Raw genomic sequence first — 25,256 nt, forward strand, 5'->3', positions numbered from 1 at the left:
ATAGGCCCTTCGCGCGCATTGGCGCAGATCTTGTATATGACGCTGCCTGCATCATTCTTCGGCGAAATGACACGCGACGCGGCGTGTTCCGATGGGGCGCGGCAAAGGGATTTCTTCGGCGCAGCGCGCCTGCGCCCGGGGGCAACGATCCCGAAATACACAGCCCGAAGGTGGATTGCGCGGATCGGGCGCGCCGCCACCGATGGGCAGGGGATCATGGCTTTGGTCAACATGGGGTGTTGGAACTGCAGCAACCAAGGCCTGGCTATAGGGATGCAGCGGCGCGTGCACGATGTCTTCGGTCGGCCCATCCTCCATGATCCGGCCAAGATACATGACGATTGTCCGGTCGCAGACATAACGCACCAGCGCCAGATCATGGCTGATATAGATCGCCGTCAGTCCCAGCCGGTCGCGCACATCGCGAAACACATTCAGAACACCGGCGCGCACGGATACATCCAGCATCGAGACCGGCTCATCCGCGACCACAAATTCAGGTTTTAGAATAAGCGCGCGGGCCATCACCACCCGTTGCAATTGCCCACCGGACAGCTGATGCGGAAAGCGTTCAAGAAACTGCGTTGGGTCACCCAAGCCCACAAGCTCAAGCACATCGACGATGCGGCCTTGCCATTCCTCCTGTGCGATGCGGGCATTGGCCAAGGGCTCTTCCAGCGTCTTGCGGATCGAGTAACGCGGGTTCACAGCGTCAAACGGGTTCTGAAAGATCATTTGCGATCGGCTGCGGAACGCCTGCAACGCATCGCCCGAAAGATCCTTGATCTCTTGCCCGTCAAACTGCGCCGACCCGCCTGTGATCTCTTCCAGCCGGACGAGGATGCGCCCCATCGACGTTTTGCCGCAGCCCGATTCACCCAGCAAACCGACGCTTTCGCCCTTGTTTAGGGTCAAATTGACGCCATCCACAGCCTTGACTGTCGCTGGCAGGCCCATCATCGCCGAAATCGCATTACCGATTTTGTAGTGAAGCTGGGCGTTCTCCATCTGGATCAGGGGTACGGTCATGTGACTGCCCCCCATGTCGCGGGATCTTTGGCAGTTTCACGCAGCACAGCAGCCTCACTGGCGCGGTGGCAGGCGACATGGTGATCAGGCGCAGCCTCGGTCAGCGCGGGTTCGGTGTTGCGGCACAGATCAGTGGCAAAGGGACAACGCGCGGCAAAACGACAGCCTTTGGGTGGATCAATCAAATCCGGAGGGCTGCCGGCGATAGGCGTCAAAACCCCAGTACCTGCAGATTGCAGATCGGGGAACGCGTTCTTCAGGCCCATTGAATATGGGTGCAGCGGTTCGTTCAAAAGCGTTGCGGTATCGCAGTTTTCAACGACCTTGCCCGCATACATCACCACGGTCCGGTCGCAGATATAGGCAACCACGGAAATATCATGGGTCACCATGATGACAGACAGCCCCAATTCGCGCTGCAACCCGCGCAGTTGATCCAGGATCTGCCGCTGGATGATCACGTCCAGCGCGGTCACCGGTTCATCGGCGACAACCAGCTTGGGGTTCAGAGCCAAAGCCAGCGCAATCGCCGCGCGCTGACGCATCCCGCCCGAGAATTGATGCGGAAAGTCACGCAGGCGGCCCGGATCAATGCCCACCATCTCGAACAGTTCGACGGCGCGCGCCCGCGCCTGCGCTTTACGCATCCCGCCCCGGTCGCGCAGAACCTCGATTATCTGGTATTCCACGCGATAGACCGGATCGAGCGAGTTCATCGCGGATTGCGGGATAAAGGAAATGTCGCGCCAGCGCAGCGCGTTCATGTCGCGTTCGGACAAGGCCGCCAGATCCTGTCCGTCGAATTGCATCGCTCCGCCATCAATCCGCGCGTTGTCGGCAATCACACGGGTCAAAGCGCGGGCCATCGTTGTCTTACCGCACCCAGATTCACCGACAAGGCCAACGATGGTGCCTTGCGGCACGTCAAAAGATGCTCCGCTAACAGCGACAACGTCTTTTGACCCCACCTCATAGGCGATGGACAGGTCGCGGATCGAAAGGAGTGTCTCAGCCATTTCAGCGCCCTAACTTGGGGAACAGCAGGTTTTCATACCCGCGTGAAATGAAGAATCCGGCGCTGACAACTAGGATGATGGCCAAGCCCGGTGGAATGAACCAGTGATAGGCCTGCCGCGCCAGCGCCTGGCTGGCAAACGCATCCTGCAGCATAAAGCCCCAACTGATCGCATCCGGGTCGCCAAAACCCAGAAAGCTGATCGACGCCTCGGTCAGGATGGCCCAGCCAATGGCGATAGAGCCATAAAGAAAGCTGAGCGGCAGGATATTGGGGGTTATATGGCGCAGGATGATCTTCAGATCGGATGAGCCAACGACGCGGGCAGCCTCGACATATCCGCGCGACCGAAGCGAGAGGACTTGTGACCGGATCACACGGCCCGTGTCGCGCCAAAGAACCAAAGCCATCGCAATAACCGTGTTCCAGATCGACGGTTCGGAAAAAGCCGAGATCACGATGACGAAGGGCAGAAACGGAATGCCAAACGCCACATCGGCCAAGCGCATCAAGACCGCATCGACATGGCCGCCGAAATAGCCCGCCAGCAGCCCAACGACCGAGCCGATAAAGGCCACCATGAAGGCCGCTGTGAACCCAACCAGCAAGGCCGACCGCGCACCCCAGACAATCTGCGAAAAGATATCGCGCCCAAGCGATGTGGTGCCCAGAATATGCCCCTCCTGTCCCGGCAAAAGGTCCGAGGCGAGGTCGTAATCAGCGGTATAGAGGATCTCGGTCGGATCATAGGGCGCGATCAGCGGTGCAGCCAGTGCTGTTACGATAAACAGCGCATAGATAAGCAGCCCCGCCAACGCAAAAGGGTCGCCAACCGGCAGTTTGATGGCTTCGAAAATGCGCGCCACACCCGAAGACGCCTTGATCGTCGTATCAGGCATGAGAAATCCTTGGGTCCAGGAAGGTATAAAGCAGATCGGCGATCAGGTTCATGGTGATCACCACAATGGCGATCATCAAAAACGCCCCCTGCGCCAGAGGGTAGTCCGAAGCTGCAACGGCATTTACCAGCTCTCGGCCCAGACCCGGCCAAGAGAATACGCTTTCAACCACCACATTGCCCTGTAACTGATAGCCGACCGCGATGGCAAAAGACGTCATCACCGGCAGCAACGCATTGCGCGCGCCATGACGGATCACCACAGCCGAGGGCGACAGACCTTTGATCTTGGCCATGGTGACGAAATCCTCTTTCATCACGTCCAGCATGTTCGACCGCATCAAAAGCAGCGGCAGGCCTTGCGAATAGATCGCCAGCGTCATCATCGGCAGGAACAGATGAGACAGGAAATTGGCCGAGGTATAAAGCTGCCAAAGGCTGTCATAGCTGGTGCCCGCCGAACGGGTACCACCTGCGGGAAACCACCCAAGCGAGAACGAGAAGATCGCAAGCAAGACCATGCCCAGCCAGAACTCGGGCATGGCGCGGGTGGCCAGAACGGCGGGCAAGGCCGCGGCCTCGAACCGCGAGTTGCGCTTCCACGCCAGCCAGGCACCGGCGAGAATGCCAAAAGTATAGGCCACGATCAGGGATGAAAACGTTAGGATCAGCGTATTGGGCAGCAAAAGCAAAATACGCTCGGCCACAGGGGTGCGGTAGCGAAAGGAATCGCCAAGCTCACCCTGCAAAAGATTGCCCAGATAGGTGAAATATTGCTGCCAGAGAGGCTTATCCAGACCGAACTGACGAATAAGCGCCTCTTGCTGTTCGGCTGTGAAGGTCGGGTCGATATAGGCGGCCAGCGGATTGCCGGGCATCAGCCGAAACATCAAAAACAGGATCGTCACGACCGCCCAGAGCACAAGCAAAAGCTGCAGCGTTCGTATGAGGAAAGGCTTGAGGGTGCTCATCGCTGGTCCTGAGGGGCCCAATAGGGTCTAATGTTGAGAAAATGGCGCGGCAGTTAACTGCCGCGCCATGCCGACAGGCGTTAGTCCGCGAGTGTTTCCGTCACACCGTCGGGATAAGTCAGCCGATCACCGATGCCGCCATAGCCAGCCTCTTCCAGGATCGCCTTGGCCACATCGCTGCCTGCTTCGAACCCGCTGACAACGTCGCTCGCGTGCCAGTATTCCAGCGCAGGGGATACGACCGAGTTCGATGGGACCGCGAATTTCTTGAACGCCGCGTTCACGATCAGGCGCCGGTCCACCGCTGCGGATAGCGCTCGGCGGAATGCAGGGTCGTTGAACGGTGGGCGGCGCAGGTTGAAGGCCACATAGCGGAAACCGATATCAACGGTTGAGACCACCTCGAGATCGCCATCCTGTTCAGCCGCATCCAGCAGAACCTGTGGGTCGCCTTGGAAGTCGGTCAGGAAGTTCAACTCACCCGAACGCAGCATCCCAAGGGCGGCTTCGGCATTGGGCACAAGGCGCAGGATGAACCGTTCGGCCTTGGGCGCATTGAAATGGTCTGCATTGGCCTCAAGCACGATTTCCTCATTCGGCAGCCAGCGAACAAACTTATAGGCACCAGACCCGATGGGAGTATCTTCCTGATAGCTTTCGGCATTCTCATCCTTTGTGGACAGATCCGCCAGGACCGGTTCCCACACATGTTTCGGGATGAGGTTGATCTTGGCCAGGCTTGACGTCAGGAACGAGGCCGAAGGCGTATTCAGCGAAAAGACAATCGTGTTGTCCCCTTCGACGTCAACGCTGGCCACATTGCTGCCAAATGGCGCATACATCGGGGCCTCGCCACCGGTGGTGGCCGCGTAGGAGAACACCACATCCTCGGCTGTGACCGGCTTGCCGTCATGGAAGGTCAACCCGTCGCGCAGCGTGATCGCAATGGTCGTGTCATCGCGCCATTCATAGCTTTCGGCAGCCCAAGGCTGCGGGAGACCATCAGGACCAACCCGGAACAGGCGGTCATAAATCAACTCGGTCAGCCAGTTGTCGGTCACGCCCGAGATATAAAGTGGGTTCACCGCAATCACGTTGTCCGAGCTGTTGACGATGATGTCTTTCTGGTCGCCGGTAGGTGTCAGCTCCAGCCAGGTCCAATAACTGCGGATGCCGATGCCGGATTGATCCACGACGGTTGCAGGGTCAAACACGGTCTTATCAAAGGCAAAAGCCTGCTGCGGGTGAACCAGCATCATGTTGGGTTGATCAGCGTCCAGGATTTCCTGTGCTCGCAACACCAGTTTCTGACGCGCTTCGGGATCGACCGTTACGCGTTGTTCTTCGACCAGAGCGTCATATTCGGGGTTTTCATATCCGATGAAGTTATACCCGTTCTCCGCCGTAGACGAATGGAACAGGTTGAAGATGATCTCATCCGGGTCCGACCGCTCGGGCCGTCCGGTCATCTGCCACGCAGTTACATCCCAATCGTCACGGTTATACCAGACAGCATCAGCCATCTGGGACCAGGGCATGACATTTACATTCACATCCAGCCCCAACTTGCGCCATTCCTGCGCGATCAGCTGGATCGCCTGAAACTCGGCCGGTTGAGCGGCTTGCGGTCGGGTCAAAAGTTCGATGGTTCGGATTTGGTCCTGTGCGCTGGCGGTTGCTGCCCAGAGCGATGCTCCGACAGCTATCCCTGCAGCGGCCTTAACAAGAGTCTTCAAGGTCATTCTCCCGTTGGTTGGCCCACGGGCACGCGGGCTGTTTCGATAGTGACGGTCGATTATCCGCCGCCTATTGTGCAGTACCTTTCCCGTGGTCACCCATTGACGTCACCGCCATGGGATTCTTTTTTGTTTTACTCACTGAAACAGGTTTGCTATCGTTCATTCAGTAAAACACAGATTCGATTAAAAGCAAGGGCGTCAAAGCAATCCATGTCGCAGGAAACTGTAGAAGCCGGAAATGACCGCAAATCCTATCGCATCGATGCCGTGGCACGCGCGTTGCGCGTGATGGAGGCGCTGGCCGAGACTCCCGGCATCGGCGCAACGGCTTTGGCCGACAAGCTTGGGCTGACGAAATCGATCGTGTTCCGCCTTTTGCAGACGCTGGAACAAGATGGCTATGTTCAACGCGATGAAGAGCGCGCGATCTATTCGCTGGGGTATCGCGTAGCACTTTTGGGTGAGCGCGTTGGGCGCGAAGGCGCGCTGTTACAGGTTGCCCGTCCGGTGATGGACGCCTTGCGTGATGACACGGGTGAAAACGTGAACCTCGTGATCCGCGAGGCCACCTCTTCTGTTGCCATCGCGACACGCGAAGGGCTGCATAGTATAAGGCTATTTGCTCAACCAGGCAGGCGCGGACCGCTCCATGCTGGTGGCGCTTCGATGCTGCTGCTGGCCTATGCCGAACCCAGTATTCGCGACAGTGTTCTGGCCAGCAAGCTTGAACAATTCAGCCCCCACACGATCACCGACCCGGACAGATTGCGCGAGGTTTTGCTGCTGATCCGGGCCAATGGGTACAACGTGGCGATCAATGATCTGGATGACGGCGCCTTTTCGATCGCAGCGCCGATCAAGAACAGTGCCGGCGAGATTATCGCAGGCCTGTCGGTGGCGGGCGCGTCGGTTCGACTCGATGAGGTGCGGCGTGCAAGCTATATCGAAAAGGCGCTCACTGCCGCGAATGAGATCTCGGAAAAGCTGACATTGGGCTGATCCGGGCACGTGCTCAAGTTTTAGGCACTTTCCACTTTTCTTTCACACGCACCTCCTGGACGGGGGCCTTGCGCGGAATCAATTTGTTCGTCAATGTTTTATTCAGCGCTACTGTGTTTCATTCAATAAAACATTGGAGATCCCCATGACCCCCGAAGAAACCGCATTGCTTGACCAGGTCGCGATTGATGAGCCCTGGGCTCTGGTCGAGAGTTTCGCAACCTTCAAGCGCGAACATCCCAACGACGTAAATCGCGGTATGGATGAGGTGGTCGAACGACTGACCAAACACGGGGTCGAAGTGAACGTACACGAACCCGAGCTTTTCCTGAGCCTGCCCGGAGAGGCACGGGTCGAAGCACAAGGCGTGACCTATCGTGCCAAACCTCCGGCATTCAGCGCCAATGCGCCGGACGGTTTTAGTGGCCCGCTGGTCTATATCCGGGGCACCACGAATATGGACGAAGAGGATGCGTTCGAAAGCCAGCTTGAGGCCGGGCCCGAGATGGAAGCCCGCGTGCGCGGCAAGATTGTCCTGACCGAAGGCTTTGCCAGCCCCGCCATCATTTCTTTGATGGAAGGCTGCGGTGCCGTGGGCGTCATCGCCATCAATCCCGGCGTTGATATCCATTGGGGGATTTGCACCACTATCTGGGGTATCCCAAGTGCAAGTGACCTACATCGCAAGCCCGCAATCCCAGCAGCAGCGGTGAATATGGAGAGCGGCAAGGCGCTGATCGAGATTGCCAAAGCCGGAGGTGAGGCCACGATCTTTACCGAGATGGAAGAGGGTTGGTTCACCTCGAAACTGCCCGAAATCACGATCACCGGCTCTGAAGAGCCAGAAAAATACGTGCTGCTCCATGGCCATTTGGACAGCTGGGATGTAGGCGTCGGCGACAATGCCACGGGCGACGCGACCATGTTGGAAATCGCGCGCGTCCTCTGGGCCAATCGTGACAAGCTGCGGCGCACGGTCAAGATCTGTTGGTGGCCAGGCCATTCGACCGGGCGATACGCAGGATCAACCTGGTATTCGGATACGTTTGCGCTGGACCTCGATGAAAACTGCGTCGCGCAGGTGAATTGCGACAGTCCCGGCTGCCGCTGGGCCACTGAGTTCATAAATGTCTCGGTCATGTCCGAAGCGCATGATTTCTTGGCGAAGGTCATCAAGGATGTCGCCGGCAAAACGCTGCAGTCCGAACGTCCACATCGCGCGGGGGACTATTCGTTCAACGATATCGGCATCTCCAGCTACTTGATGCTGTCCTCTGCCATGACCGACGCCCATCGGGAAGAGTTGGGATACTATGCGGTCGGCGGCTGCGGCATGAACATCGCGTGGCATACGGAAAACGATACGCTCGAGATTGCCGACAAGGACATTCTGCTGCGCGATATCAAAGTCTATCTACTGGCCGTCTTCCGCAACGCCAATGCGGGCATCCTGCCCATGGACTGGCGCGCCACGATGCACGAGTTTCAGGCGACCATCGCGGACTATCAGACGCAAGCGACTGATCATTTTGACCTGTCCAGAACCTCAACAGCCATCGCCGCCCTACTGGCCGACCTTGAGGCGTTCTATGAGCGCGCCCAAAGCGGGGCTATCCCGGAATCGGCGGCCAATCAGGTGATCCAGACCCTTGCGCGCATTCTGGTGCCTTTGAATTTCAACCGCTCGGATCGGTTCCGCCATGATCCGGCCCTGACGATCCCGCCTCTGCCCGCCCTGGAAGAGGCGACAAAGATCGCCACGCGCGCAGAAACGCTTCGGGGCTTTTCGCGCACTGAACTGACACGAGGGCAAAACCATGTGATCGCGGGCCTCAGACGCGCGCAGAGCTTGATCAACACGGTTGGCACCTAAGGCGCCAATCTCCCTGTATCAGGCTCGTTTTTCACCGATGGTGGCGATACCGAGAACCGAGAGAACTTTGGCCTCGATATGTTCGGCATTCATGCCCGCCACCGCATACATGTCGGCGGGGCTGGCCTGGTCAATGAAAACATCCGGTAACACCATCGAGCGATATTTCAACCCGCGATCAAAGACGCGCTCGTCGGCCAAAAGCTGCGCGACATGGCTGCCAAACCCACCCACGGCGCCCTCTTCTATGGTAATCAGCGCCTCGTGATCTTCGGCCAGATCAAGGATCAAGTCGCGGTCCAACGGTTTGGCAAATCGCGCGTCGGCGATGGTAGGCGTAATGCCACGGGCCGAAAGCGCCTCGGCGGCCTTCTGCACCTCGGACAGGCGGGTGCCAAACGACAGCAGCGCCACACGCGCGCCTTTTTGAATCATGCGGCCCTTGCCGATCTCCAGCACTTCGCCACGTTCGGGCAGATCAACACCAACGCCTTCGCCACGCGGATAGCGGAAGGCGATGGGCCCCGCGTCATGTGCCACGGCGGTGGCGACCATATGCATCAGTTCAGCCTCATCCGCGGCGGCCATCACAACCATGCCCGGCAGGTTGGCGAGGTAGGCAATGTCGAAAGAACCCGCATGGGTCGCCCCATCCGCGCCCACCAGACCTGCACGGTCGATGGCAAAGCGGACAGGCAGGCGCTGAATGGCGACGTCATGAACCACCTGATCATAGCCACGCTGCAAGAAGGTCGAATAGATCGCACAAAACGGCTTCATCCCGCCAGCGGCCAGTGCAGCCGAAAACGTTACACCATGCTGCTCGGCAATGGCCACATCGAAACAGCGGGACGGATAGCGTTCGGCAAAGAGGTTCAGCCCGGTGCCATCGGGCATCGCGGCGGTGATCGCAACAATCTTGTCATCCCGCGCGGCTTCTTCGACCAGCGTCTTGCCAAAGACCGAAGTAAAGGACGGCGCGTTTGAAGGCGCCTTTTTCTGCTCACCCGTGACCACGTCGAACTTGGCCGTCGCGTGGCCCTTGTCACGCGCTTGCTCGGCAGGGGCGTATCCCTTACCTTTCTTGGTTAGCACATGTATCAGGATCGGCCCGGTAGCGCGCGCTTTGACCGTACGCAGAACCGGCAGCAACTGGTCCATATCGTGCCCGTCAATGGGGCCGAGATAGGAAAAGCCCAGCTCTTCAAACAAGGTTCCGCCAACAGCCATGCCTTTCAGCATCTCTTTGGCGCGCTTGGCGCCTTCGCGGAAGGGTTCCGGCAGCAGCGACACCGCACCTTTTGCGGCGGCTTTCAGATCATGGAACGGCTCTTCGGCATAGATCCGGGACAAATAGTTCGACAAGGCCCCCACCGGCGGCGCGATGCTCATCTCATTGTCGTTGAGGATCACGATCAGGCGTTTTCTCAGATGGCCCGCGTTGTTCATCGCCTCAAAAGCCATGCCTGCCGACATCGAGCCGTCACCGATCACCGCAATCGCGTCGCCCAGCCCTTCGGGCGTGACACCGCCCAGATCCCGCGCCACGGCAAAGCCCAGCGCCGCGCTGATCGACGTGCTGGAATGCGCCGCACCAAACGGGTCATATGGGCTTTCGCTGCGTTTGGTGAACCCGCTTAGCCCGTCTTTCATCCGCAATGTCCGAATCCGATCACGGCGTTCGGTGAGGATCTTGTGCGGATAGCACTGATGGCCAACATCCCAGATGATCTTGTCACGCGGCGTGTCAAACACGGCGTGCAGCGCTGTGGTCAGCTCGACCACACCCAACCCGGCACCCAAATGTCCACCCGTGACCGACACGGCCGAGATCGTCTCGGCCCGCAATTCACTGGCAAGCTGATGCAGTTGCGCGTCTGAAAACTGCTTGAGGTCCGCGGGGCGGTTCACAAGGTCCAACAGGGGCGTATTCGGGCGGTCAGACATTTGGCATTCCTGGCTTAGCTGTCCCGGGCAATAACGAAGCGAGCAGCCTGCTTCAAGGTTTCTGCCTTGGGGCCATAGCTGTCCAGCGCGGCACAGGCCTGATCGACAAGCTCGGCAGCGCGAGACTTGGCCTCATCCAGACCCAACAGCGAAACAAAGGTTGCCTTGCCCGCGTCGGCATCTTTTTGCAGCCGCTTTCCTGCCTTTTCGGCATCTCCTTCTACATCCAAGATGTCATCAGCGATTTGAAAAGCAAGGCCAAGCGCCTGGGCATATTGGCGCAAGGGGGCCGGATCACTCTGGGCCAAGCGCGCGCCCGCACAGGCCGACCATTCGATCAGCGCTCCGGTTTTGCCCGCTTGCAAGCGAGTTATCTGGCCCAAAGTCAAAGGCTCTGCCGCGGTCTCGGCCGCGATATCCAATGCCTGCCCCTGAACCATCCCCTGCGCACCGCTGGCTTTCGCCAGTGTTAGAGCCAATCCAGCGCGAATTTCAGCCCCTCCGACCTCTGGTCGTGTGCAAAGCTCAAACGCCAAGGTTTGCAGCGCGTCCCCTGCCAGTACAGCAATCCCGTCATTCCATTTGACGTGCACCGTGGGGCGCCCACGGCGCAGGTCATCATCGTCCATGCAAGGCAGATCGTCATGCACCAAGGAATAGGCATGCAAGGCTTCGATCCCGGTCGCAGGCCAGATCGCACGCGTGGCATCAACATCATGCAAACGCGCGCTTTCCAACACCAGAAACCCGCGCAAGCGTTTGCCGCCTTGCGTGGCATACCCCATCGCACGTGCCACATCGATATCGTCCAGCGCACCCAGAACCAGATCGAACTGGGCCTGAATACGCGCGGCATCCTGCGCCAGAATTTCACGAAACATTTACTGACCTTCGACAGGCGTTGTCCCGGTGGGCTGACCATCCGCGTTCAGAGTGATCGCGGCCACTTTCTCCTCGGCGCGCTTCAACTCATCCTCGCAGCGTTTCTTCAGCGCCGCCCCACGTTCATAAAGGGCAATCGACTGATCCAGTGCCACGTCGCCGCGCTCCAACTGGCCCACAACGGCCTCAAGCTCTTTCATCGCTTGTTCAAACGTCATCTGATCAACGGGGGTCTCGGTCATCTTGCTGCCTTCATCAGTTCTTCCACATGGGCGCGTGTCGCTTCGGCCAATGCGTTCAGATCATACCCGCCTTCCAGAGTCGAGACGATACGTCCCTGACACAGCTCATTGGCGATCTTGCACAGCTGGGCTGTGATCCAGGCAAAATCACCGGTGGACCAGTTCAGATTGGCCAAAGGATCATCCTGATGCGCGTCAAAACCCGCCGAGATTATGATCAATTCAGGCTTGAACGCTCGCAAACGGGGAAAGGCCTGCGCCTCATAGGCAGCACGCATCTCACCACCACCTGTTCCGGGGGCCAAAGGGATGTTCAAAACAGTTTCAAAGGCACCGGTCTCATCGGGCCGGCCCGATCCGGGCCACAGCGGCATCTGCTGGCTGGTGATCACCAAAGCGCGCCGCTCATCCCACAGCAGATCCTGCGTGCCATTGCCGTGATGCACATCGAAATCCACCACCGCTACACGGTTCAACCCGTGATGATCCAACGCGTGCTTCGCCGCCAAAGCCGCATTGCCAAACAGACAAAACCCCATGGGCGTCTCGGATTCCGCATGGTGCCCCGGTGGACGAATGGCACAAAACGCATTCGTCGCCTCGCCGCCCAGAACCAGATCAACCGCTCGTACCGCCGCCCCTGCCGCGCGATAGGCCGCATCCAGCGAGCCGGGAGACATGAACGTATCGCCGTCAATCTGCGCATAGCCCTCGGTTGGGCGCGTTGATTGTATCTCGCGAATATGGCTTTCGGGATGCACCCTCAGCAAATCATCATCCGCCGCCATCGGCGCTGTGACCCGCTTCAGCTCCAACCCCTCCAGCGCATGCAGCACGTGCTCCAACCGCGCCACTCGCTCGGGGTGACCCTCGGGCGTGACATGGTTCAGGCAATCGGCATGGGTCAAAAGCGCTGTGGTCATCGGGATCCCATCTTCATCTGGCTAAAAATATCCTCGCCGAAGGCAAAAATCGCCGCACAGCGGCACACTCAATCCGGCGCCAGCATATAGCCCGCGCCACGAACGGTCTGCAAATAACGGGGCTGTTTCGGGTCCTGCTCGATCTTGCGGCGCAATCGGGTGATTTGCACATCCACCGCCCTTTCCTGCGCCTGCCCTTTGTCGCGGCCCAGATCCTCGACCAGTTTCGCACGGCTGATCGCCTCACCCGGCTGGGCCGAGAAGATCTTCATCAACTGGCTTTCCGTTGCCGTCAGACGCACCGGGTCTTCGCCCTGCCACATCTCGCCCCGTTCGATGTCGTAACGGATTGGGCCCAGGTTCAGGATCTTTGCAATGGCCTCTTGCGCGGGTGCTTCCGGCATACGCCGAAGGATCGCATTGATCCGCAGCAACAACTCCTTAGGCTCAAACGGCTTTGCCAGATAATCATCCGCACCGGCCTCAAGCCCCGCAATCCGATGCTCGGTCTCGCCTTTGGCGGTCAGCAACAGGATCGGTGTGGCATTCGTTTCCCGCAAAGACCGCGTCAGGCTGACTCCGTCTTCGCCCGGCATCATGACGTCCAGAACAATCAGATCAAAATCCAGCCCCGACAAGACCCGCCGCGCATGTGCGGCATCCCGCGCTGACGTCACCAGAAACCCGCTGCGCACCAGAAATTTCTTGAGGAGGTCTCTGATCCGCTCATCATCGTCAATGATCAGCAGATGGGCGTCCTGTTCGCTCATGAAGTCGTATCCCGCAATTTCGTGTAGGCATGACGCATATCAGCATCCATCATCGCTTCAAGCACTTTGCGAAAGCCCGCCACCGCATCCGGGCCTGCATCCTTATAGGCTGCCCGCATTCTCGCACGTTGCGCATCTGACAATTTCGCCTCCAACGCCTTTCCTTGTTCTGTTAGAAATAGGTGGCGTTCGCGTTTGTCCACTGTTCCGACCCGGCTTTCGACCAAACCATCATCGATCAGACTGCGCAGGACCCGGTTCAAGGATTGCTTTGTCACACCCAAAATCGCCAACAGATTGTTCACCGTTGTACCCGGCGCTCGGTTGATGAAATGGATTGCCCGGTGGTGGGCCCGGCCATAGGCCATCTCGGTCAGAATGCGATCGGGATCGGCGGTAAAGCCGCGATATGCGAAGAACATCGCCTCAATGCCCTGACGCAGCTGCTCATCCGTCAGAAACAAAAGGCTTTCACCACCAAAGGCTGATGAGGGCCGGGTATCAGACATGGTTTGCCTCGTATGTTTTGCGCCTCAGCTTATGTCAGTGATATTGACATTCCAAGGGCGCAGCGGTATCGAATCGCAGTTTTTGAGCAACATTATGTCCGAAACGGACCTAAATGACGCAACAATCGGAAAACGTGCCGGTTCAGGAGGATAGCATGGCGGGATATGACGATCGTGACGGAACCATCTGGTTGGATGGCAAGCTGGTACCCTGGCGCGAAGCCAATGTGCATATCCTGACCCATGCGATGCACTATGCCTCTTCCGTGTTCGAAGGAGAGCGCGCCTATAACGGCAAGATCTTCAAAAGCCGCGAGCATTCCGAGCGCCTGATTGCTTCGGCCGAGGCACTGGATATGCCGATGCCTTACACGGTGGACCAGATCGAAGCCGCAAAAGAAGAAGCTTTGAAAGCCAGCGGTTTGCAGGACGCCTATGTGCGTGCCCTGGTTTGGCGCGGTTCGGGTGAAGATATGGGCGTGGCGTCGGCGAAAAACCCGGTACGGATGGCCATCGCCGTCTGGCCCTGGGGCGCCTATTACGGCGACGCCAAATTCGAAGGGGCGAAGCTGGATATCGCGGAATGGAAGCGCCCCAGCCCCGAAACCATCCCGGTTCACGCCAAAGCAGCCGGGCTTTACATGATCTGCACCATCTCAAAGCACAAGGCCGAGGCCAAAGGTTGTTCGGACGCGTTGTTCTTGGATTGGCGCGGTTACGTGGCCGAAGCAACCGGGGCCAACGTCTTTTTCGTGAAAGACGGCGAGGTTCATACCCCCTTGGCCGATTGTTTTCTGAACGGCATCACCCGCCAGACCGTGATCCAGATGCTGAAAGACAAAGGCATCACCGTACATGAACGCCGGATCAAACCCGAAGAAATGGCCGAGTTCGAGCAATGCTGGTTGACCGGCACCGCAGCCGAGGTCACCCCTGTGGGCCAGATTGGGGAGTATACCTTCGAGGTCGGCGACCTGACCCGCGAGATCGCGGAAGACTACGAAAAACTGGTTCGGTCATAACGTTAAAGGCCCCCGCTTCGGCGGGGGTTTTTGATTCTGGGCAACGCGCGCCTTGGCGTACCTACGGCATCGACAACTAGACGCGTTATCCACAACTGTCATAAGATCATTGTGATACTTTCACGAAACTGAGCCCAATGTTTTACAAATGGCGGCTCTTTTCCGCTCGCCAACCGCGTGACCTGCACCAAGGTCCCAACCCAGGAGAGCCCTCATGACCAAACTCATTCGCCCCTCACGCCGGAGCTTTCTGGCCGGAAGCACAGCATTTGCTGCGTCTCTGGCCCTGCCCGCCATCAGCCGCGCCGCATCGCGTCCGGTCTTCACTCATGGTGTCCAGTCGGGCGACGTAGATACATCCTCGGGTATGATCTGGACCCGCACAGACCGCCCTGCCCGTGTGATGATGGAAGTCTCAACCACCGAAAGTTTTGCGGACGCGCGCCAATTGCCACCGATGGACGCCATCCCCAACAGCGATTTTGCCGTCAAGCGGCTGATCGACGGACTGCCTTCGGATCAGGACATCTTCTACCGTTTCGTGGCCGCTGACCTGAGCGATATCAACACCGTATCAGAGCCTATTGTGGGTCAATTCCGTACTGCCCCCACCTCGCGCCGCAATATCCGCTTTGCCTGGTCGGGCGACACCGCCGGTCAGGGCTGGGGCATCGACGACGATGGGATGCGCACCTATGCCACCATGGCGCAGCACCGCCCGGATTTCTTCATCCATTCGGGTGACACGATCTATGCCGACGGTCCAATGCAGGATGAGGTGGAAAAAGACGGGCAGGTGATCTGGAAGAACACCACCCTGATCGATGAAAAGCGCAAAGTGGCCGAAACGCTGGACGAATTCCGCGCGCAGTGGAAATACAACATGATGGACGACCATGTCCGCGCCATGAACGCTGTCTGCCCGACCTTCTTCCAGTGGGATGACCATGAGGTCGTCAACAACTGGTCGGACGCCAAAGATCTGATCTCGGATGACCGCTATAGCGAAAAATCCGTTCACGTGCTGCAAGCCCGTGCCGGTCGTGCGTTCCACGAGATGACCCCGTTGCGGATCACACCGGCTGAACCCGGTCGCGTGTATCGTAAGATTTCGTACGGGCCGATGCTGGATGCCTTCTTCCTGGACCTGCGCAGCTATCGCGGCCCGAACGGCCCGGCGATGGAGGATGAGATCACCGATCAGTCGCGCATTCTGGGTGCCGAGCAACTGGCATGGCTCAAGCAGGAACTCGCATCGTCGCAGGCCACCTGGAAAGTGATCGCCTCTGACATGCCCATTGGCCTGATCGTCTGGGACAACTGGAAGGAGCAAGCCGGGGCCGAGGCGATCTCGAATGGAGATAGCAGCCCGGCCAAAGGGCGCGAGCTTGAGATCGCGGATCTGCTGCGCTTCATCAAGACAGCCGGCGTGACCAACACGGTCTGGTTCACGGCAGATGTTCACTATACCGCCGCGCACTACTACGACCCTAACAAGGCCCAATTCCAGGATTTTGAACCGTTCTGGGAGTTCGTCTCAGGCCCGCTGCACGCTGGCACTTTCGGTCCCAACAGCCTGGATGGCACCTTTGGGCCCGAGGTCAAGTTCGTCAAAGCGCCGGAAGAGGGTCAGGGCGTGAACCTACCACCCAGCGAGGGGCTGCAATTCTTTGGTCTGGTCGATATCGACGGAGCGACACAGCAGATGACCGTGCGTCTGATGGACCGCGCCGATACCGAGCTTTGGTCAGTAACGCTGGATCCGCAAAGCCGCGCATAAGCCAAAACAGAACATCACATGGAATGCCCCGGGCGGTCCGGGGCATTTTCCGTTTAATAGTCCAGCCCGCGCTGCGCTTTAATCCCGGCTTGAAAAGGGTGTTTCTCTTCGGTCATTTCAGTGACCAGATCCGCATAGTCGCGCAAGGCCTGCGGCGCATCCCGGCCCGTCAGCACCACGCTGGTCTTCTCCGAGCGTGCCTCAAGCCCCTTTATGACGTCCTCGACCGAAAGGTATTCGTATCGCAGCGCAATGTTGATCTCATCCAGCAACACCAAATCATACTCACCGCTGGCCATCAGATCGCAAGCTTTGCCAAAGGCGGCTGTGGCGGCGGCGATATCACGGTCGCGGTCCTGTGTGTCCCAGGTGAACCCTTCACCCATCGTGTGCCAGGTGACCAGATCACGCTCCTGGAAAAAGCGGCGCTCACCGGTTTTCCATTTTCCCTTGATGAACTGCACCACGGCAACTTTCTGACCCCAGCCCAATGCCCGGACCACAACCCCAAAGGCCGCCGAGGATTTGCCCTTGCCCTTGCCGGTATTGACCAGCACCAGCCCTCGACCCGGATCCACGGCCTCGGACACTTTCTTGCGGTGCTTGGCCTGCACCTTTTGCATCTTTTCCTTGTGATCCTGCGCGTCGCTCATCGGGAACCCTCATTCTCTGTTCGGGCCAACCTAGGTGAAGTTGGCGAAAGGTAAAGTCACGGTTTGTGATCGGTCAAAGATCGCGCCTTGCCACGTTCAAGCCCCAACTGGTGTTCACGCCAGACGACCACAATGTTGCCCGCGATCACCAGTGCCGCCCCCAACAGGATGGTCATTGTCGGCAATTCGTCGAACCAGACATAGCCGATGAAAATCGCAAACAGCATCGTTGCATAGTCATACGGCGCCAGCATCGAGGCCTGACCAAACCGATAGGATGAGGTAACCAGAATTTGCGCCACTCCGCCGATCAAGCCCATTGTGACCAATATCAGAGCCTGTTCTGGTGTCGGCATGACCCAGCCCCAAAAGGCGGTCAGGCTGGCCAGAAGACTGGCGGTCATCGAGAAGTAGAAGACGATCGCGGCGGGGTGGTCGACCTTGACCAATTGCCGGATGTGGATCTGCACAAAGGCCCGCGCAACGGTCGCGGTCAGAACACAAAGCGCACCAATGGTTGCCGCAGCCTCCATCTGGGTGCTGCCCAACCGGGGCCAGATCATGATGAGAACACCCAACAGACCAAGTGCAACAGCCCCGATGCGGATCATGCGAATGCGCTCACCCAGGATCAGAGCTGCAAGAATCAGCGTAAAGATCGGAGTGGCATAGCCAATAGCTGTAACTTCCGGCAGCGGAAGCAGGCTCAGGCCGGTAAAGGTCAACCCCATCGCGCTGGTTCCCAACACGCCGCGCCAAAAATGGCCCATAGGTTTCTTGACCACAAAGCCCTGCACCAACTCGCCGCGCCAGATCAGCCAGGCGATGATCACAGGAATGGCGAAAAGAGAGCGGAAAAAGACCAGCTCACCGGCTGGAAACTCGTCAGACAGCGCTTTGACCAGGGCAGACATCGCCGTGAACAAGAGCAAAGCGGCAAGTTTCAGCCCCACGGCAAGCATGGGTCGATGCGATGTTAAGGATTGTGCCATTGAGCGCGACCCTGCGCCTTTGCTGCGGAAAGATCAACGACGGGATTGTACCAATCAGCCGGTTTTCCAATTGTCTGGCAGAGGGTGTCCGACCTCTTGGGCCAGCACCTCCAAAAAGCCGCGCATCTGGGCCACCCGCTTGCGCGCCAGATCGCGTCCACCTTCGGTCAGCATGTCATCGGGAAGGTTGAGCAGTTTGACCTTCCAGTGATCAATGGCAAAGCTCAAATCGTCCAGCGTGCGGTCCTGGGCAAAAGGGTCATCCTGATCATAAAGCGCACGGCCCAAAGCCCCGGACACGGCGAAACACCGGGCAATGCCAATGGCGCCCAGCGCGTCCAGCCGATCTGCATCACGCAGGATACGCGCCTCGGTCGAGCGCGGCGGAATATTTGCGGAAAAGCTATGCGCCTCGATCGCATGCTGGACGGCGCGAATCCGGTGGTCGTCCAAGCCCAAATCCCTCAGAATAGGCTCTGAGGCTTTCGCGGATTGGCGCGAGGCAAGATGCCGGTCGGGATCGTTTTTGGGCAGGTTGATCAGGTCATGCAAATAGCATGCTGACAATAGAACCGTCAGATCAACATGATCCTCTGTAATTGCCTGTGCATTGGTCCAGACCCGGTCCAGATGGGCCAGATCATGGGCGGGGTCCGTTTGCATCCGCTGCGCAACGATTGCGCGCAAACGGGAGTGAAGATCAGCCAATCCGACCACGGTTCTCGCCAATTTGACCACGATGCAGCAGTAAATGGTCCAGGATCACGCAGGCCATCATCGCCTCACCCACTGGTACAGCCCGGATGCCGACGCAGGGGTCGTGGCGACCTTTGGTGATGATCTCGGTCTCTTCGCCGGATTTGGTGATCGTCTTGCGGGTGGTCAGAATAGATGACGTCGGCTTGACCGCAAAGCGCACCACGATGTCCTGACCGGTCGAGATGCCGCCCAGAATGCCACCCGCGTGGTTCGAGCTGTATTGCGGGCCGTCTTGACCCATGAAGATCTCATCTGCATTGGCCTCACCGGTCAGTTCGGCGGCGGCCATACCCTCGCCGATTTCGACGCCTTTCACAGCGTTGATTGACATCATCGCGGCGGCCAAATCGGTGTCTAACTTGGCATAAATCGGCGCGCCCAGCCCGGCGGGAACACCGCGCGCAACCACTTCGACCACCGCGCCGACCGAGTTGCCGGATTTGCGCAGCTCGTCGAGATAAGTGGCCCAGTCCTCGGCGGCTGTTGCATCAGGCGTCCAGAACGGGTTCTGTTCGATCTGAGACCAGTCGAAATTCGAACGATCGATGCGGCGCGGACCCATCTGGACCATATAGCCGGTGATCTGCACATTGGGTGCAATCTGCTTGATCGCCTCGCGTGCCAACCCTCCGGCAGCGACGCGTGACGCGGTTTCACGGGCAGAGCTGCGCCCGCCCCCGCGATAATCGCGAATGCCGTATTTCTGCCAATAGGTGATATCGGCATGGCCGGGGCGGAACTTGTCCATGATATCCCCGTAGTCCTTGGAGCGCTGGTCGGTGTTTTCGATCATCAGCTGCACCGGAGTGCCGGTGGTCTGACCTTCGAACACCCCGGACAGGATTTTCACCTGATCGGGCTCACGCCGCTGGGTGGTGAACTTGTTCTGCCCCGGTTTGCGCTTGTCCAGCCAATGCTGGATCATAGCCTCATCGATCTCCACGCCCGGCGGACATCCATCGACGGTGGCCCCCAAAGCAGGACCGTGGCTTTCACCCCAGGTGGTGACGCGGAAAAGATGTCCAAAGCTGTTCATCGACATGAGGCAGTGCTCCTTTGCGCGCTGTGATTACCGGTGCGCGCCTTTGGCCTCAAGCAGATTCCGGTGAGAAGGAGGGAGGGGGCCAGCCCCCTCTTGAGCTTGCAGCTCAATTCACCCCCGAGGTATTTGCGAACAGAAGAAGAGATCAGGCTGCTTTCAGGGCCTGCCGGGTTTTTGTGATGCTGAGTGCGGCTTGGGCGGCCTCGCGCCCTTTTTGCACAAAATGGTCGCGGTAGATGGCGTTGTGATGATCGGTTTCTTGATACTGGTGGGGTGTCAGTGAGACCGACAGGACCGGAATGCCGGTATCCAGGCCCGCGCGCATCAGGCCATCGACCACGGCCTGCGCGACGAAATCGTGGCGATAGATGCCGCCGTCTACCACAAAGGCGGCGCAGGCTATGGCACCGTATTGGCCGCTTTGGGCCAGATCGCGGGCCAGCAGAGGCATTTCAAACGCGCCAGGGACATCAAAGACATCGACCTGATCTGATGGGATGAGCTCCAGGAACCCGTCCAGCGCGCGGTCAACGATGTCGGAATGCCAATTGGCTTTGATGAAGGCGAAGCGGGTGTGTGTCATGTGGACCTCCTGAGTTTGCAGACACGTCACCCAAGGCGATCACGAGCAGACGCGCCGCATAACCGGCCCGTTTGCGCGTTCTCTTTCATCCGGACTTTCACCGTCGGCTCTGGCCTCTCACCAGATCTGCTGACACCCCGGTCTGGGGCCGCTCGCGGGCTGGCGGGTCATGGCCCGCATACCGCCGGTGGGGAATTTCACCCCGCCCTGAGAACGTCGCGACCTTGCCAAGGCGCGCGCGGTTCTGCAAGAGCATTTGGCAGGAGGATTGCCATGCACCCGAACCCTGCCTTTCGCAAAGAGACAGACGCGCGCAATATTGCCTTTGCCCGGACACGGGGGTTTGGCGTATTGGCGCTGTCGACCGAGGCGGCGCCGTTGTTGAGCCATGTGCCATTTCTACTTGCTGAGGATGGCACTTGGGCCGATCTGCATCTGGTGCGGTCCAATCCGATCGTTGGCGCGCTGAAACAGCCTTTGACAGCGCGAATCGCGGTGTCAGGGCCAGACAGCTATGTCTCGCCCGATTGGTACGGGGTCGTCGATCAGGTGCCCACCTGGAACTATGTCGCCGTGCATTTGACCGGCGTCTTGGAACGGCGGCCAGCGGAAGAGCTGCGGGACGTTCTGGATCGGCAATCAGCCTTCTATGAGGATCGCCTGCGCCCGAAACCGCCTTGGGTGACCGCAAAGATGAACGAGGAAGCGCTGGCTCGCATGATGCGGATGATCGTGCCCTGCCGGTTCCGGGTTGACGATATTCAAGGCACATGGAAGCTGAACCAGAACAAACCCGATGAAGTGCGCCTGCGGGCAGCGGATCAGATTGGTGCGCATGGGTTTGGCTCTGAACTATCAGAGCTGCAAAACCTGATGCAGGCGGTGAAGGAAGGCGAAAATTGACGGGTTTCGTTTCCACACCGCTCTTGTAAGGTCGCGTGGATCAAGGAGAGCGCCGATGAAACTCTATCACAGCCACACCTCGCCCTATGTGCGCAAGGTCATGGTATTGCTACATGAAACCAACCAGCTTGAGGATGTTGCGTTGGAAACAGTGGCCGGTACACCGATTACACCCGCGGCACCTTTGCTGGGCAAGGCCCCTTTGACCAAGGTTCCGGCGCTCGAGCGCCCGGATGGCCCCACCTTGTTCGACAGTCGGGTGATCTGCGCGTTTCTGGACGCGCGGGCTGGCGGGCAGTTCTATCCCGAGGGCGCGCGCCGCTGGGATGTTTTGACGCTTGAAGCATTGGCGGATGGTATCTTGGATGCAGCCCTGCTGATGACCTATGAAGATCGGCTGCGCCCCGATGACAAGAAATGGGAGCCCTGGGTCGAATCGCAATGGGTTAAGATCGACCGGGCTTGTGCTGTCTTGAATCAGCGGTGGATGGCGCATCTGTCGGGGCCATTTGACATGGGTCACATCGCGGTTGCCTGTGCGCTAGGGTATCTGGACCTGCGACACGAGGCGCGAGGATGGCGGAACGGAAATGATGCCTTGGCGGCTTGGTATGAAACAATCAGCCAGCGCCCCAGCATGATGGCAACAGTTCCGCCGCGCTGATCGGTCAACCCTTCAAGATCTCTGCAAACCTGCAGTCCACCGCCGAATCAACTGCGCTCGATTCGTCGGTGAGCCAAAAGATGTGGGGGCGAAACACCAAAAAACACCGCCGCATGGTGACAAATTACACAGATGCGGCGTATTGCGCGTTTATGACCGCTGGACGAAATCTATTTGCGTCGATAGACAGCGCGTTTAAGACACCGCCTTTGTGCGGTGCGCGAGCTATTTGCCCGTTCGCGGGCGCCAGACAATCGGAGAAAACCTCGTGTCCCACGCAGAAGACCACGAAGGCACCCGCAGAGATTTCCTGTATTACGTCGCTGGCGGTGCAGGTGTCGTGACTGCCGGTGCAGCCGTATGGCCCCTGATCAACCAGATGAACCCGTCGGCAGACGTTCAGGCGCTGTCCTCGATCCGCACCGATGTGAGCGGGGTTGAGCCGGGCACACAGTTGACCGTTAAGTGGCTGGGCAAGCCCGTGTTTATCCGTCACCGCACCGGTGCCGAGATTGCCGAGGCGCAAAAGCAGGATGAAGAGGCTGTTGGTGATCTGCCGGACCCTCTGGCCCGGAACTTCAACCTGAACGCCGATGCTCCTGCGACCGACGCCAATCGCGTCATGCCGTCGCCCGAAGGGGAAGCGCCCGGAGCTTGGATCGTTCAGATGGGCGTGTGCACGCATCTGGGCTGTGTGCCCTTGGGTGATGCCGGAGATTTCGGCGGCTGGTTCTGCCCCTGCCACGGGTCGCACTATGACCTGGCTGGCCGGATCCGCAAAGGCCCCGCGCCTGAGAACCTGCCTGTTCCGCCTGCGGAATGGGTCGACAGCACCACTATCAAACTCGGCTAAGGGAGACCCAACTGATGTCCGGAATTCCCCACGATCATTACGAGCCGAAAACAGGTGGCGAAAAGTGGCTGAACAGCCGTTTGCCCATCGTCGGCCTGATTTACGATACCATCATGATCCCCACCCCCAAGAACCTGAACTGGTGGTGGATCTGGGGCATCGTTCTGGCGTTCTGCCTGGCGTTGCAAATTGTCACCGGTATCGTGCTGGTGATGCACTATACCCCGCATGTTGATCTGGCCTTTGCCAGTGTCGAACACATCATGCGCAACGTGAATGGCGGCTATATGCTGCGCTACCTGCACCAGAACGGCGCGTCGCTGTTCTTTGTCGCGGTGTATATCCACATCTTCCGCGGCCTTTACTATGGCTCCTACAAAGCCCCGCGTGAGATCACCTGGATCATCGGGATGCTGATTTACCTGATGATGATGGGCACGGCCTTTATGGGTTACGTTCTTCCCTGGGGTCAGATGTCATTCTGGGGTGCGACCGTGATCACCGGCTTGTTTGGCGCGATCCCGTTTGTGGGTGAGGCGATCCAGACCTGGCTGCTGGGCGGACCCGCCGTGGACAACGCCACGCTGAACCGCTTCTTCTCGCTGCACTACCTGCTGCCGTTTGTGATTGCGGCGCTGGTGATCGTGCATATCTGGGCCTTCCACACCACTGGCAACAACAACCCGACAGGTGTTGAAGTGCGTCGTGGATCGAAAGCCGAGGCCGAGAAAGACACCCTGCCGTTCTGGCCCTATTTCGTGATCAAAGACCTGTTCGCGCTGGCCGTGATCCTGGTTGTCTTCTGGGCAATTGTCGGCTTCATGCCGAACTATCTGGGCCACCCCGATAACTATATCGAGGCCAACCCGCTGGTGACACCGGCGCATATCGTGCCCGAATGGTACTTCCTGCCCTTCTACGCAATCCTGCGCGCCTTTACCGGTGAGGTTTGGGTTGTGCAATTCGCCAGCTTCATCACCGGTGGCATCATCGACGCCAAGTTCTTTGGGGTTCTGGCGATGTTCGGTGCGATCCTGGCCATGGCGCTGGCACCGTGGCTGGACACTTCGAATGTGCGCTCGGGTCAGTATCGTCCGATGTTCAAATGGTGGTTCTACCTGCTGATCATCGACTTCTTTGCCCTGATGTGGCTGGGTGCGATGCCCGCGGAAGAGCCTTATGCAACCTTCTCGCTGATCGCATCGGCCTATTGGTTCGCGTATTTCTTCGTAATCCTGCCCGTCTTGGGCGTGATCGAGAAACCGCTGCCACAGCCCGAGACCATCGAAGACGACTTCAACGCGCATTATGGCAAGGCTGACGCCGAAGCCACGCCGGCCGAGTAAGAAGAGGGACCGGAAACATGTTCAAGAAACTTGCAATCGGCGCCGCGTTTGCTCTGGCTCTTTCACCTGCTGCTTCTTTCGCGGCAGGTGCCGAGGGGCATATCGAGGATTTCGACTTCTCGTTCGAAGGCCCCTTTGGCACTTGGGATCAGAACCAGCTGCAACGCGGACTTCAGATCTATACCGAGGTCTGCGCGGCTTGCCACGGCCTTCAATACGTGCCTTTGCGCGATCTGGAAGCGCTGGGTTACAGCGAAGAGCAGGTCATCGTCTATGCAGCGGACAACTTCGAAGTGTTCGATCCGGAGTTGGACGATTTCCGCCCGGCGATTCCAACGGACCACTTCCCGGCGAACACTGCTGTTGGCGCACCCGACCTGAGTCTGATGGCCAAGGCGCGTGCCGGGTTCCACGGGCCTTATGGTCTGGGTATCAACCAGTTGGTCAAAGGCATGGGTGGTGCGGAATACATCGCATCGCTGCTGGACGGCTACACCGGCAAGGAAAAGGAAGAAGCAGGCACGATCCTGTACGAGAACACCGCATTCCCGGGCGGTTGGATCTCGATGGGGCCGCCGCTTTCGGATGAACAGGTTGAGTTTGCTGACGGCCACTCGAATTCGGTCGAACATATGTCCGAAGACGTAGCGGCTTTCCTGATGTGGGCGGCCGAGCCCAAGATGATGGATCGCAAGAATGCTGGTTTTGTCGGCGTTATCTTCCTGTCCGTCCTGTCGGTACTTCTCTACCTGGTCAACAAGCGCATCTGGGCGCCGCATAAGGGCAAAGCCCGCAAGGACTAGGGTCACCCGAAGCAGAGAAATCGAAACCCCCGCACCGAAAGGCTGCGGGTGTCTCTTTT

General features: G+C 58.7%; 25 protein-coding genes and 1 riboswitch. Of the genes, 9 read left to right on the top strand and 16 right to left on the bottom strand.

Annotation, left to right across the window (positions count from 1 at the left end; genetic code table 11):
* Positions 1-51: 51 nt before the first annotated feature.
* From GOW40_RS11200 to GOW40_RS11220, 5 genes are all read right to left on the bottom strand, one after another.
* Positions 52-1,029 (bottom strand): ABC transporter ATP-binding protein, encoded by a 978-nt coding sequence (locus tag GOW40_RS11200; RefSeq protein WP_254444410.1) that lies wholly within the window; start codon positions 1,027-1,029, stop codon positions 52-54.
* A complete protein-coding gene (locus GOW40_RS11205) occupies positions 1,026-2,045 on the bottom strand; it encodes an ABC transporter ATP-binding protein (RefSeq protein ID WP_171132408.1) in 1,020 nt (339 codons plus the stop codon). Before GOW40_RS11205 ends, GOW40_RS11200 begins: the two co-directional genes overlap by 4 nt.
* 1 nt (position 2,046) lies before the next feature.
* A complete protein-coding gene (locus GOW40_RS11210) occupies positions 2,047-2,943 on the bottom strand; it encodes an ABC transporter permease (protein WP_171097663.1) in 897 nt (298 codons plus the stop codon).
* Positions 2,936-3,913 (bottom strand): ABC transporter permease, encoded by a 978-nt coding sequence (locus tag GOW40_RS11215; RefSeq protein ID WP_171097662.1) that lies wholly within the window; start codon positions 3,911-3,913, stop codon positions 2,936-2,938. Before GOW40_RS11215 ends, GOW40_RS11210 begins: the two co-directional genes overlap by 8 nt.
* Before the next feature lie 80 nt (positions 3,914-3,993).
* Positions 3,994-5,655, bottom strand: coding sequence for an ABC transporter substrate-binding protein (locus tag GOW40_RS11220; protein WP_171136629.1), 1,662 nt, complete (start codon positions 5,653-5,655; stop codon positions 3,994-3,996).
* A 207-nt stretch (positions 5,656-5,862) separates the two neighbouring features.
* Here GOW40_RS11220 and GOW40_RS11225 point away from each other — a divergent pair, with 207 nt between their 5' ends.
* Together GOW40_RS11225 and GOW40_RS11230 are read left to right on the top strand one after the other, a co-directional pair.
* On the top strand, positions 5,863-6,651 hold the full coding sequence (locus tag GOW40_RS11225; protein WP_171132413.1) for an IclR family transcriptional regulator: 789 nt from the start codon (positions 5,863-5,865) through the stop codon (positions 6,649-6,651).
* A 145-nt stretch (positions 6,652-6,796) separates the two neighbouring features.
* The gene (locus GOW40_RS11230; protein WP_171132416.1) at positions 6,797-8,524 is read left to right on the top strand and encodes a M28 family metallopeptidase; all 1,728 of its coding nucleotides are present in this window, start codon (positions 6,797-6,799) and stop codon (positions 8,522-8,524) included.
* Between the two features lie 18 nt (positions 8,525-8,542).
* On the opposite strand, the gene dxs is transcribed toward GOW40_RS11230, so the two are convergent.
* The 6 genes from dxs to GOW40_RS11260 all read right to left on the bottom strand — a co-directional run bounded on the left by dxs (position 8,543) and on the right by GOW40_RS11260 (position 13,797).
* Positions 8,543-10,471, bottom strand: a complete 1,929-nt coding sequence (gene dxs, locus GOW40_RS11235) for a 1-deoxy-D-xylulose-5-phosphate synthase (RefSeq protein ID WP_171132418.1) — start codon at positions 10,469-10,471, stop codon at positions 8,543-8,545.
* A 14-nt stretch (positions 10,472-10,485) separates the two neighbouring features.
* Entirely contained in the window at positions 10,486-11,352 is an 867-nt protein-coding gene (locus GOW40_RS11240) for a polyprenyl synthetase family protein (protein ID WP_171132420.1), read from the bottom strand.
* Positions 11,353-11,595 carry an exodeoxyribonuclease VII small subunit gene (locus GOW40_RS11245; protein ID WP_171132422.1) on the bottom strand — a complete coding sequence of 81 codons (243 nt, stop codon included), beginning with the start codon at positions 11,593-11,595 and terminating at the stop codon, positions 11,353-11,355. It abuts the gene before it with no gap.
* On the bottom strand, positions 11,592-12,518 hold the full coding sequence (locus GOW40_RS11250; RefSeq protein WP_171230971.1) for a histone deacetylase family protein: 927 nt from the start codon (positions 12,516-12,518) through the stop codon (positions 11,592-11,594). Before GOW40_RS11250 ends, GOW40_RS11245 begins: the two co-directional genes overlap by 4 nt.
* A gap of 68 nt (positions 12,519-12,586) precedes the next feature.
* On the bottom strand, positions 12,587-13,288 hold the full coding sequence (locus tag GOW40_RS11255) for a response regulator (protein ID WP_171097639.1): 702 nt from the start codon (positions 13,286-13,288) through the stop codon (positions 12,587-12,589).
* Positions 13,285-13,797: a MarR family winged helix-turn-helix transcriptional regulator gene (locus GOW40_RS11260; RefSeq protein WP_171097637.1), complete on the bottom strand. Its 513-nt coding sequence runs from the start codon at positions 13,795-13,797 to the stop codon at positions 13,285-13,287. The genes GOW40_RS11255 and GOW40_RS11260 overlap by 4 nt, the downstream gene beginning before the upstream one ends.
* Positions 13,798-13,952: 155 nt before the next feature.
* Here GOW40_RS11260 and GOW40_RS11265 point away from each other — a divergent pair, with 155 nt between their 5' ends.
* Complete coding sequence (locus tag GOW40_RS11265; RefSeq protein WP_171132426.1) at positions 13,953-14,819, top strand: branched-chain amino acid aminotransferase; 867 nt, start codon at positions 13,953-13,955, stop codon at positions 14,817-14,819.
* A 214-nt stretch (positions 14,820-15,033) separates the two neighbouring features.
* On the top strand, positions 15,034-16,599 hold the full coding sequence (locus tag GOW40_RS11270) for an alkaline phosphatase (protein ID WP_171230972.1): 1,566 nt from the start codon (positions 15,034-15,036) through the stop codon (positions 16,597-16,599).
* A gap of 53 nt (positions 16,600-16,652) precedes the next feature.
* Here the strand turns inward: GOW40_RS11270 and cobO are convergent, their stop codons facing one another.
* The 5 genes from cobO to GOW40_RS11295 form a co-directional block, all read right to left on the bottom strand.
* A complete protein-coding gene (gene cobO, locus GOW40_RS11275; RefSeq protein ID WP_171208543.1) occupies positions 16,653-17,252 on the bottom strand; it encodes a cob(I)yrinic acid a,c-diamide adenosyltransferase in 600 nt (199 codons plus the stop codon).
* Positions 17,253-17,308: 56 nt separating this feature from the next.
* A complete protein-coding gene (locus GOW40_RS11280; protein ID WP_171132432.1) occupies positions 17,309-18,244 on the bottom strand; it encodes a DMT family transporter in 936 nt (311 codons plus the stop codon).
* Positions 18,245-18,298: 54 nt separating this feature from the next.
* On the bottom strand, positions 18,299-18,907 hold the full coding sequence (locus GOW40_RS11285) for an HD domain-containing protein (RefSeq protein ID WP_174840369.1): 609 nt from the start codon (positions 18,905-18,907) through the stop codon (positions 18,299-18,301).
* Positions 18,908-18,944: 37 nt separating this feature from the next.
* Positions 18,945-20,045, bottom strand: coding sequence for a chorismate synthase (gene aroC, locus GOW40_RS11290; protein WP_171136631.1), 1,101 nt, complete (start codon positions 20,043-20,045; stop codon positions 18,945-18,947).
* Positions 20,046-20,190: 145 nt separating this feature from the next.
* Positions 20,191-20,649 carry a 6,7-dimethyl-8-ribityllumazine synthase gene (locus GOW40_RS11295; RefSeq protein WP_256367851.1) on the bottom strand — a complete coding sequence of 153 codons (459 nt, stop codon included), beginning with the start codon at positions 20,647-20,649 and terminating at the stop codon, positions 20,191-20,193.
* A 52-nt stretch (positions 20,650-20,701) separates the two neighbouring features.
* Positions 20,702-20,847: riboswitch (FMN riboswitch) on the bottom strand.
* Positions 20,848-20,901: 54 nt separating this feature from the next.
* On the opposite strand from GOW40_RS11295, the gene GOW40_RS11300 reads away from it, so the two are divergent.
* The 5 genes from GOW40_RS11300 to GOW40_RS11320 all read left to right on the top strand — a co-directional run bounded on the left by GOW40_RS11300 (position 20,902) and on the right by GOW40_RS11320 (position 25,197).
* Positions 20,902-21,531 (top strand): FMN-binding negative transcriptional regulator, encoded by a 630-nt coding sequence (locus tag GOW40_RS11300; RefSeq protein ID WP_171132441.1) that lies wholly within the window; start codon positions 20,902-20,904, stop codon positions 21,529-21,531.
* A gap of 55 nt (positions 21,532-21,586) precedes the next feature.
* Positions 21,587-22,195, top strand: coding sequence for a glutathione S-transferase (locus GOW40_RS11305; protein ID WP_171097621.1), 609 nt, complete (start codon positions 21,587-21,589; stop codon positions 22,193-22,195).
* 268 nt (positions 22,196-22,463) lie between these two features.
* Positions 22,464-23,048, top strand: a complete 585-nt coding sequence (gene petA, locus GOW40_RS11310) for a ubiquinol-cytochrome c reductase iron-sulfur subunit (RefSeq protein WP_171132443.1) — start codon at positions 22,464-22,466, stop codon at positions 23,046-23,048.
* A 14-nt stretch (positions 23,049-23,062) separates the two neighbouring features.
* Positions 23,063-24,394, top strand: a complete 1,332-nt coding sequence (gene petB, locus GOW40_RS11315) for a cytochrome b (protein WP_171132445.1) — start codon at positions 23,063-23,065, stop codon at positions 24,392-24,394.
* 17 nt (positions 24,395-24,411) lie between these two features.
* Complete coding sequence (locus GOW40_RS11320) at positions 24,412-25,197, top strand: cytochrome c1 (RefSeq protein ID WP_171097615.1); 786 nt, start codon at positions 24,412-24,414, stop codon at positions 25,195-25,197.
* The last annotated feature ends 59 nt before the right edge of the window (positions 25,198-25,256 follow it).

The organism is Ruegeria sp. HKCCA6707 (assembly GCF_013033515.1).
In the GTDB taxonomy this organism is placed as follows: Bacteria; Pseudomonadota; Alphaproteobacteria; order Rhodobacterales; family Rhodobacteraceae; genus Ruegeria.

Coding starts and splice junctions, on each gene's coding strand:
- GOW40_RS11200 (WP_254444410.1), bottom strand. CDS start 1,029: ATGACCGTACCCCTGATCCAGATGGAGAACGCCCAGCTTCACTACAAA.
- GOW40_RS11205 (WP_171132408.1), bottom strand. CDS start 2,045: ATGGCTGAGACACTCCTTTCGATCCGCGACCTGTCCATCGCCTATGAG.
- GOW40_RS11210 (WP_171097663.1), bottom strand. CDS start 2,943: ATGCCTGATACGACGATCAAGGCGTCTTCGGGTGTGGCGCGCATTTTC.
- GOW40_RS11215 (WP_171097662.1), bottom strand. CDS start 3,913: ATGAGCACCCTCAAGCCTTTCCTCATACGAACGCTGCAGCTTTTGCTT.
- GOW40_RS11220 (WP_171136629.1), bottom strand. CDS start 5,655: ATGACCTTGAAGACTCTTGTTAAGGCCGCTGCAGGGATAGCTGTCGGA.
- GOW40_RS11225 (WP_171132413.1), top strand. CDS start 5,863: ATGTCGCAGGAAACTGTAGAAGCCGGAAATGACCGCAAATCCTATCGC.
- GOW40_RS11230 (WP_171132416.1), top strand. CDS start 6,797: ATGACCCCCGAAGAAACCGCATTGCTTGACCAGGTCGCGATTGATGAG.
- dxs (WP_171132418.1), bottom strand. CDS start 10,471: ATGTCTGACCGCCCGAATACGCCCCTGTTGGACCTTGTGAACCGCCCC.
- GOW40_RS11240 (WP_171132420.1), bottom strand. CDS start 11,352: ATGTTTCGTGAAATTCTGGCGCAGGATGCCGCGCGTATTCAGGCCCAG.
- GOW40_RS11245 (WP_171132422.1), bottom strand. CDS start 11,595: ATGACCGAGACCCCCGTTGATCAGATGACGTTTGAACAAGCGATGAAA.
- GOW40_RS11250 (WP_171230971.1), bottom strand. CDS start 12,518: ATGACCACAGCGCTTTTGACCCATGCCGATTGCCTGAACCATGTCACG.
- GOW40_RS11255 (WP_171097639.1), bottom strand. CDS start 13,288: ATGAGCGAACAGGACGCCCATCTGCTGATCATTGACGATGATGAGCGG.
- GOW40_RS11260 (WP_171097637.1), bottom strand. CDS start 13,797: ATGTCTGATACCCGGCCCTCATCAGCCTTTGGTGGTGAAAGCCTTTTG.
- GOW40_RS11265 (WP_171132426.1), top strand. CDS start 13,953: ATGGCGGGATATGACGATCGTGACGGAACCATCTGGTTGGATGGCAAG.
- GOW40_RS11270 (WP_171230972.1), top strand. CDS start 15,034: ATGACCAAACTCATTCGCCCCTCACGCCGGAGCTTTCTGGCCGGAAGC.
- cobO (WP_171208543.1), bottom strand. CDS start 17,252: ATGAGCGACGCGCAGGATCACAAGGAAAAGATGCAAAAGGTGCAGGCC.
- GOW40_RS11280 (WP_171132432.1), bottom strand. CDS start 18,244: ATGGCACAATCCTTAACATCGCATCGACCCATGCTTGCCGTGGGGCTG.
- GOW40_RS11285 (WP_174840369.1), bottom strand. CDS start 18,907: ATGCAAACGGACCCCGCCCATGATCTGGCCCATCTGGACCGGGTCTGG.
- aroC (WP_171136631.1), bottom strand. CDS start 20,045: ATGTCGATGAACAGCTTTGGACATCTTTTCCGCGTCACCACCTGGGGT.
- GOW40_RS11300 (WP_171132441.1), top strand. CDS start 20,902: ATGCACCCGAACCCTGCCTTTCGCAAAGAGACAGACGCGCGCAATATT.
- GOW40_RS11305 (WP_171097621.1), top strand. CDS start 21,587: ATGAAACTCTATCACAGCCACACCTCGCCCTATGTGCGCAAGGTCATG.
- petB (WP_171132445.1), top strand. CDS start 23,063: ATGTCCGGAATTCCCCACGATCATTACGAGCCGAAAACAGGTGGCGAA.
- GOW40_RS11320 (WP_171097615.1), top strand. CDS start 24,412: ATGTTCAAGAAACTTGCAATCGGCGCCGCGTTTGCTCTGGCTCTTTCA.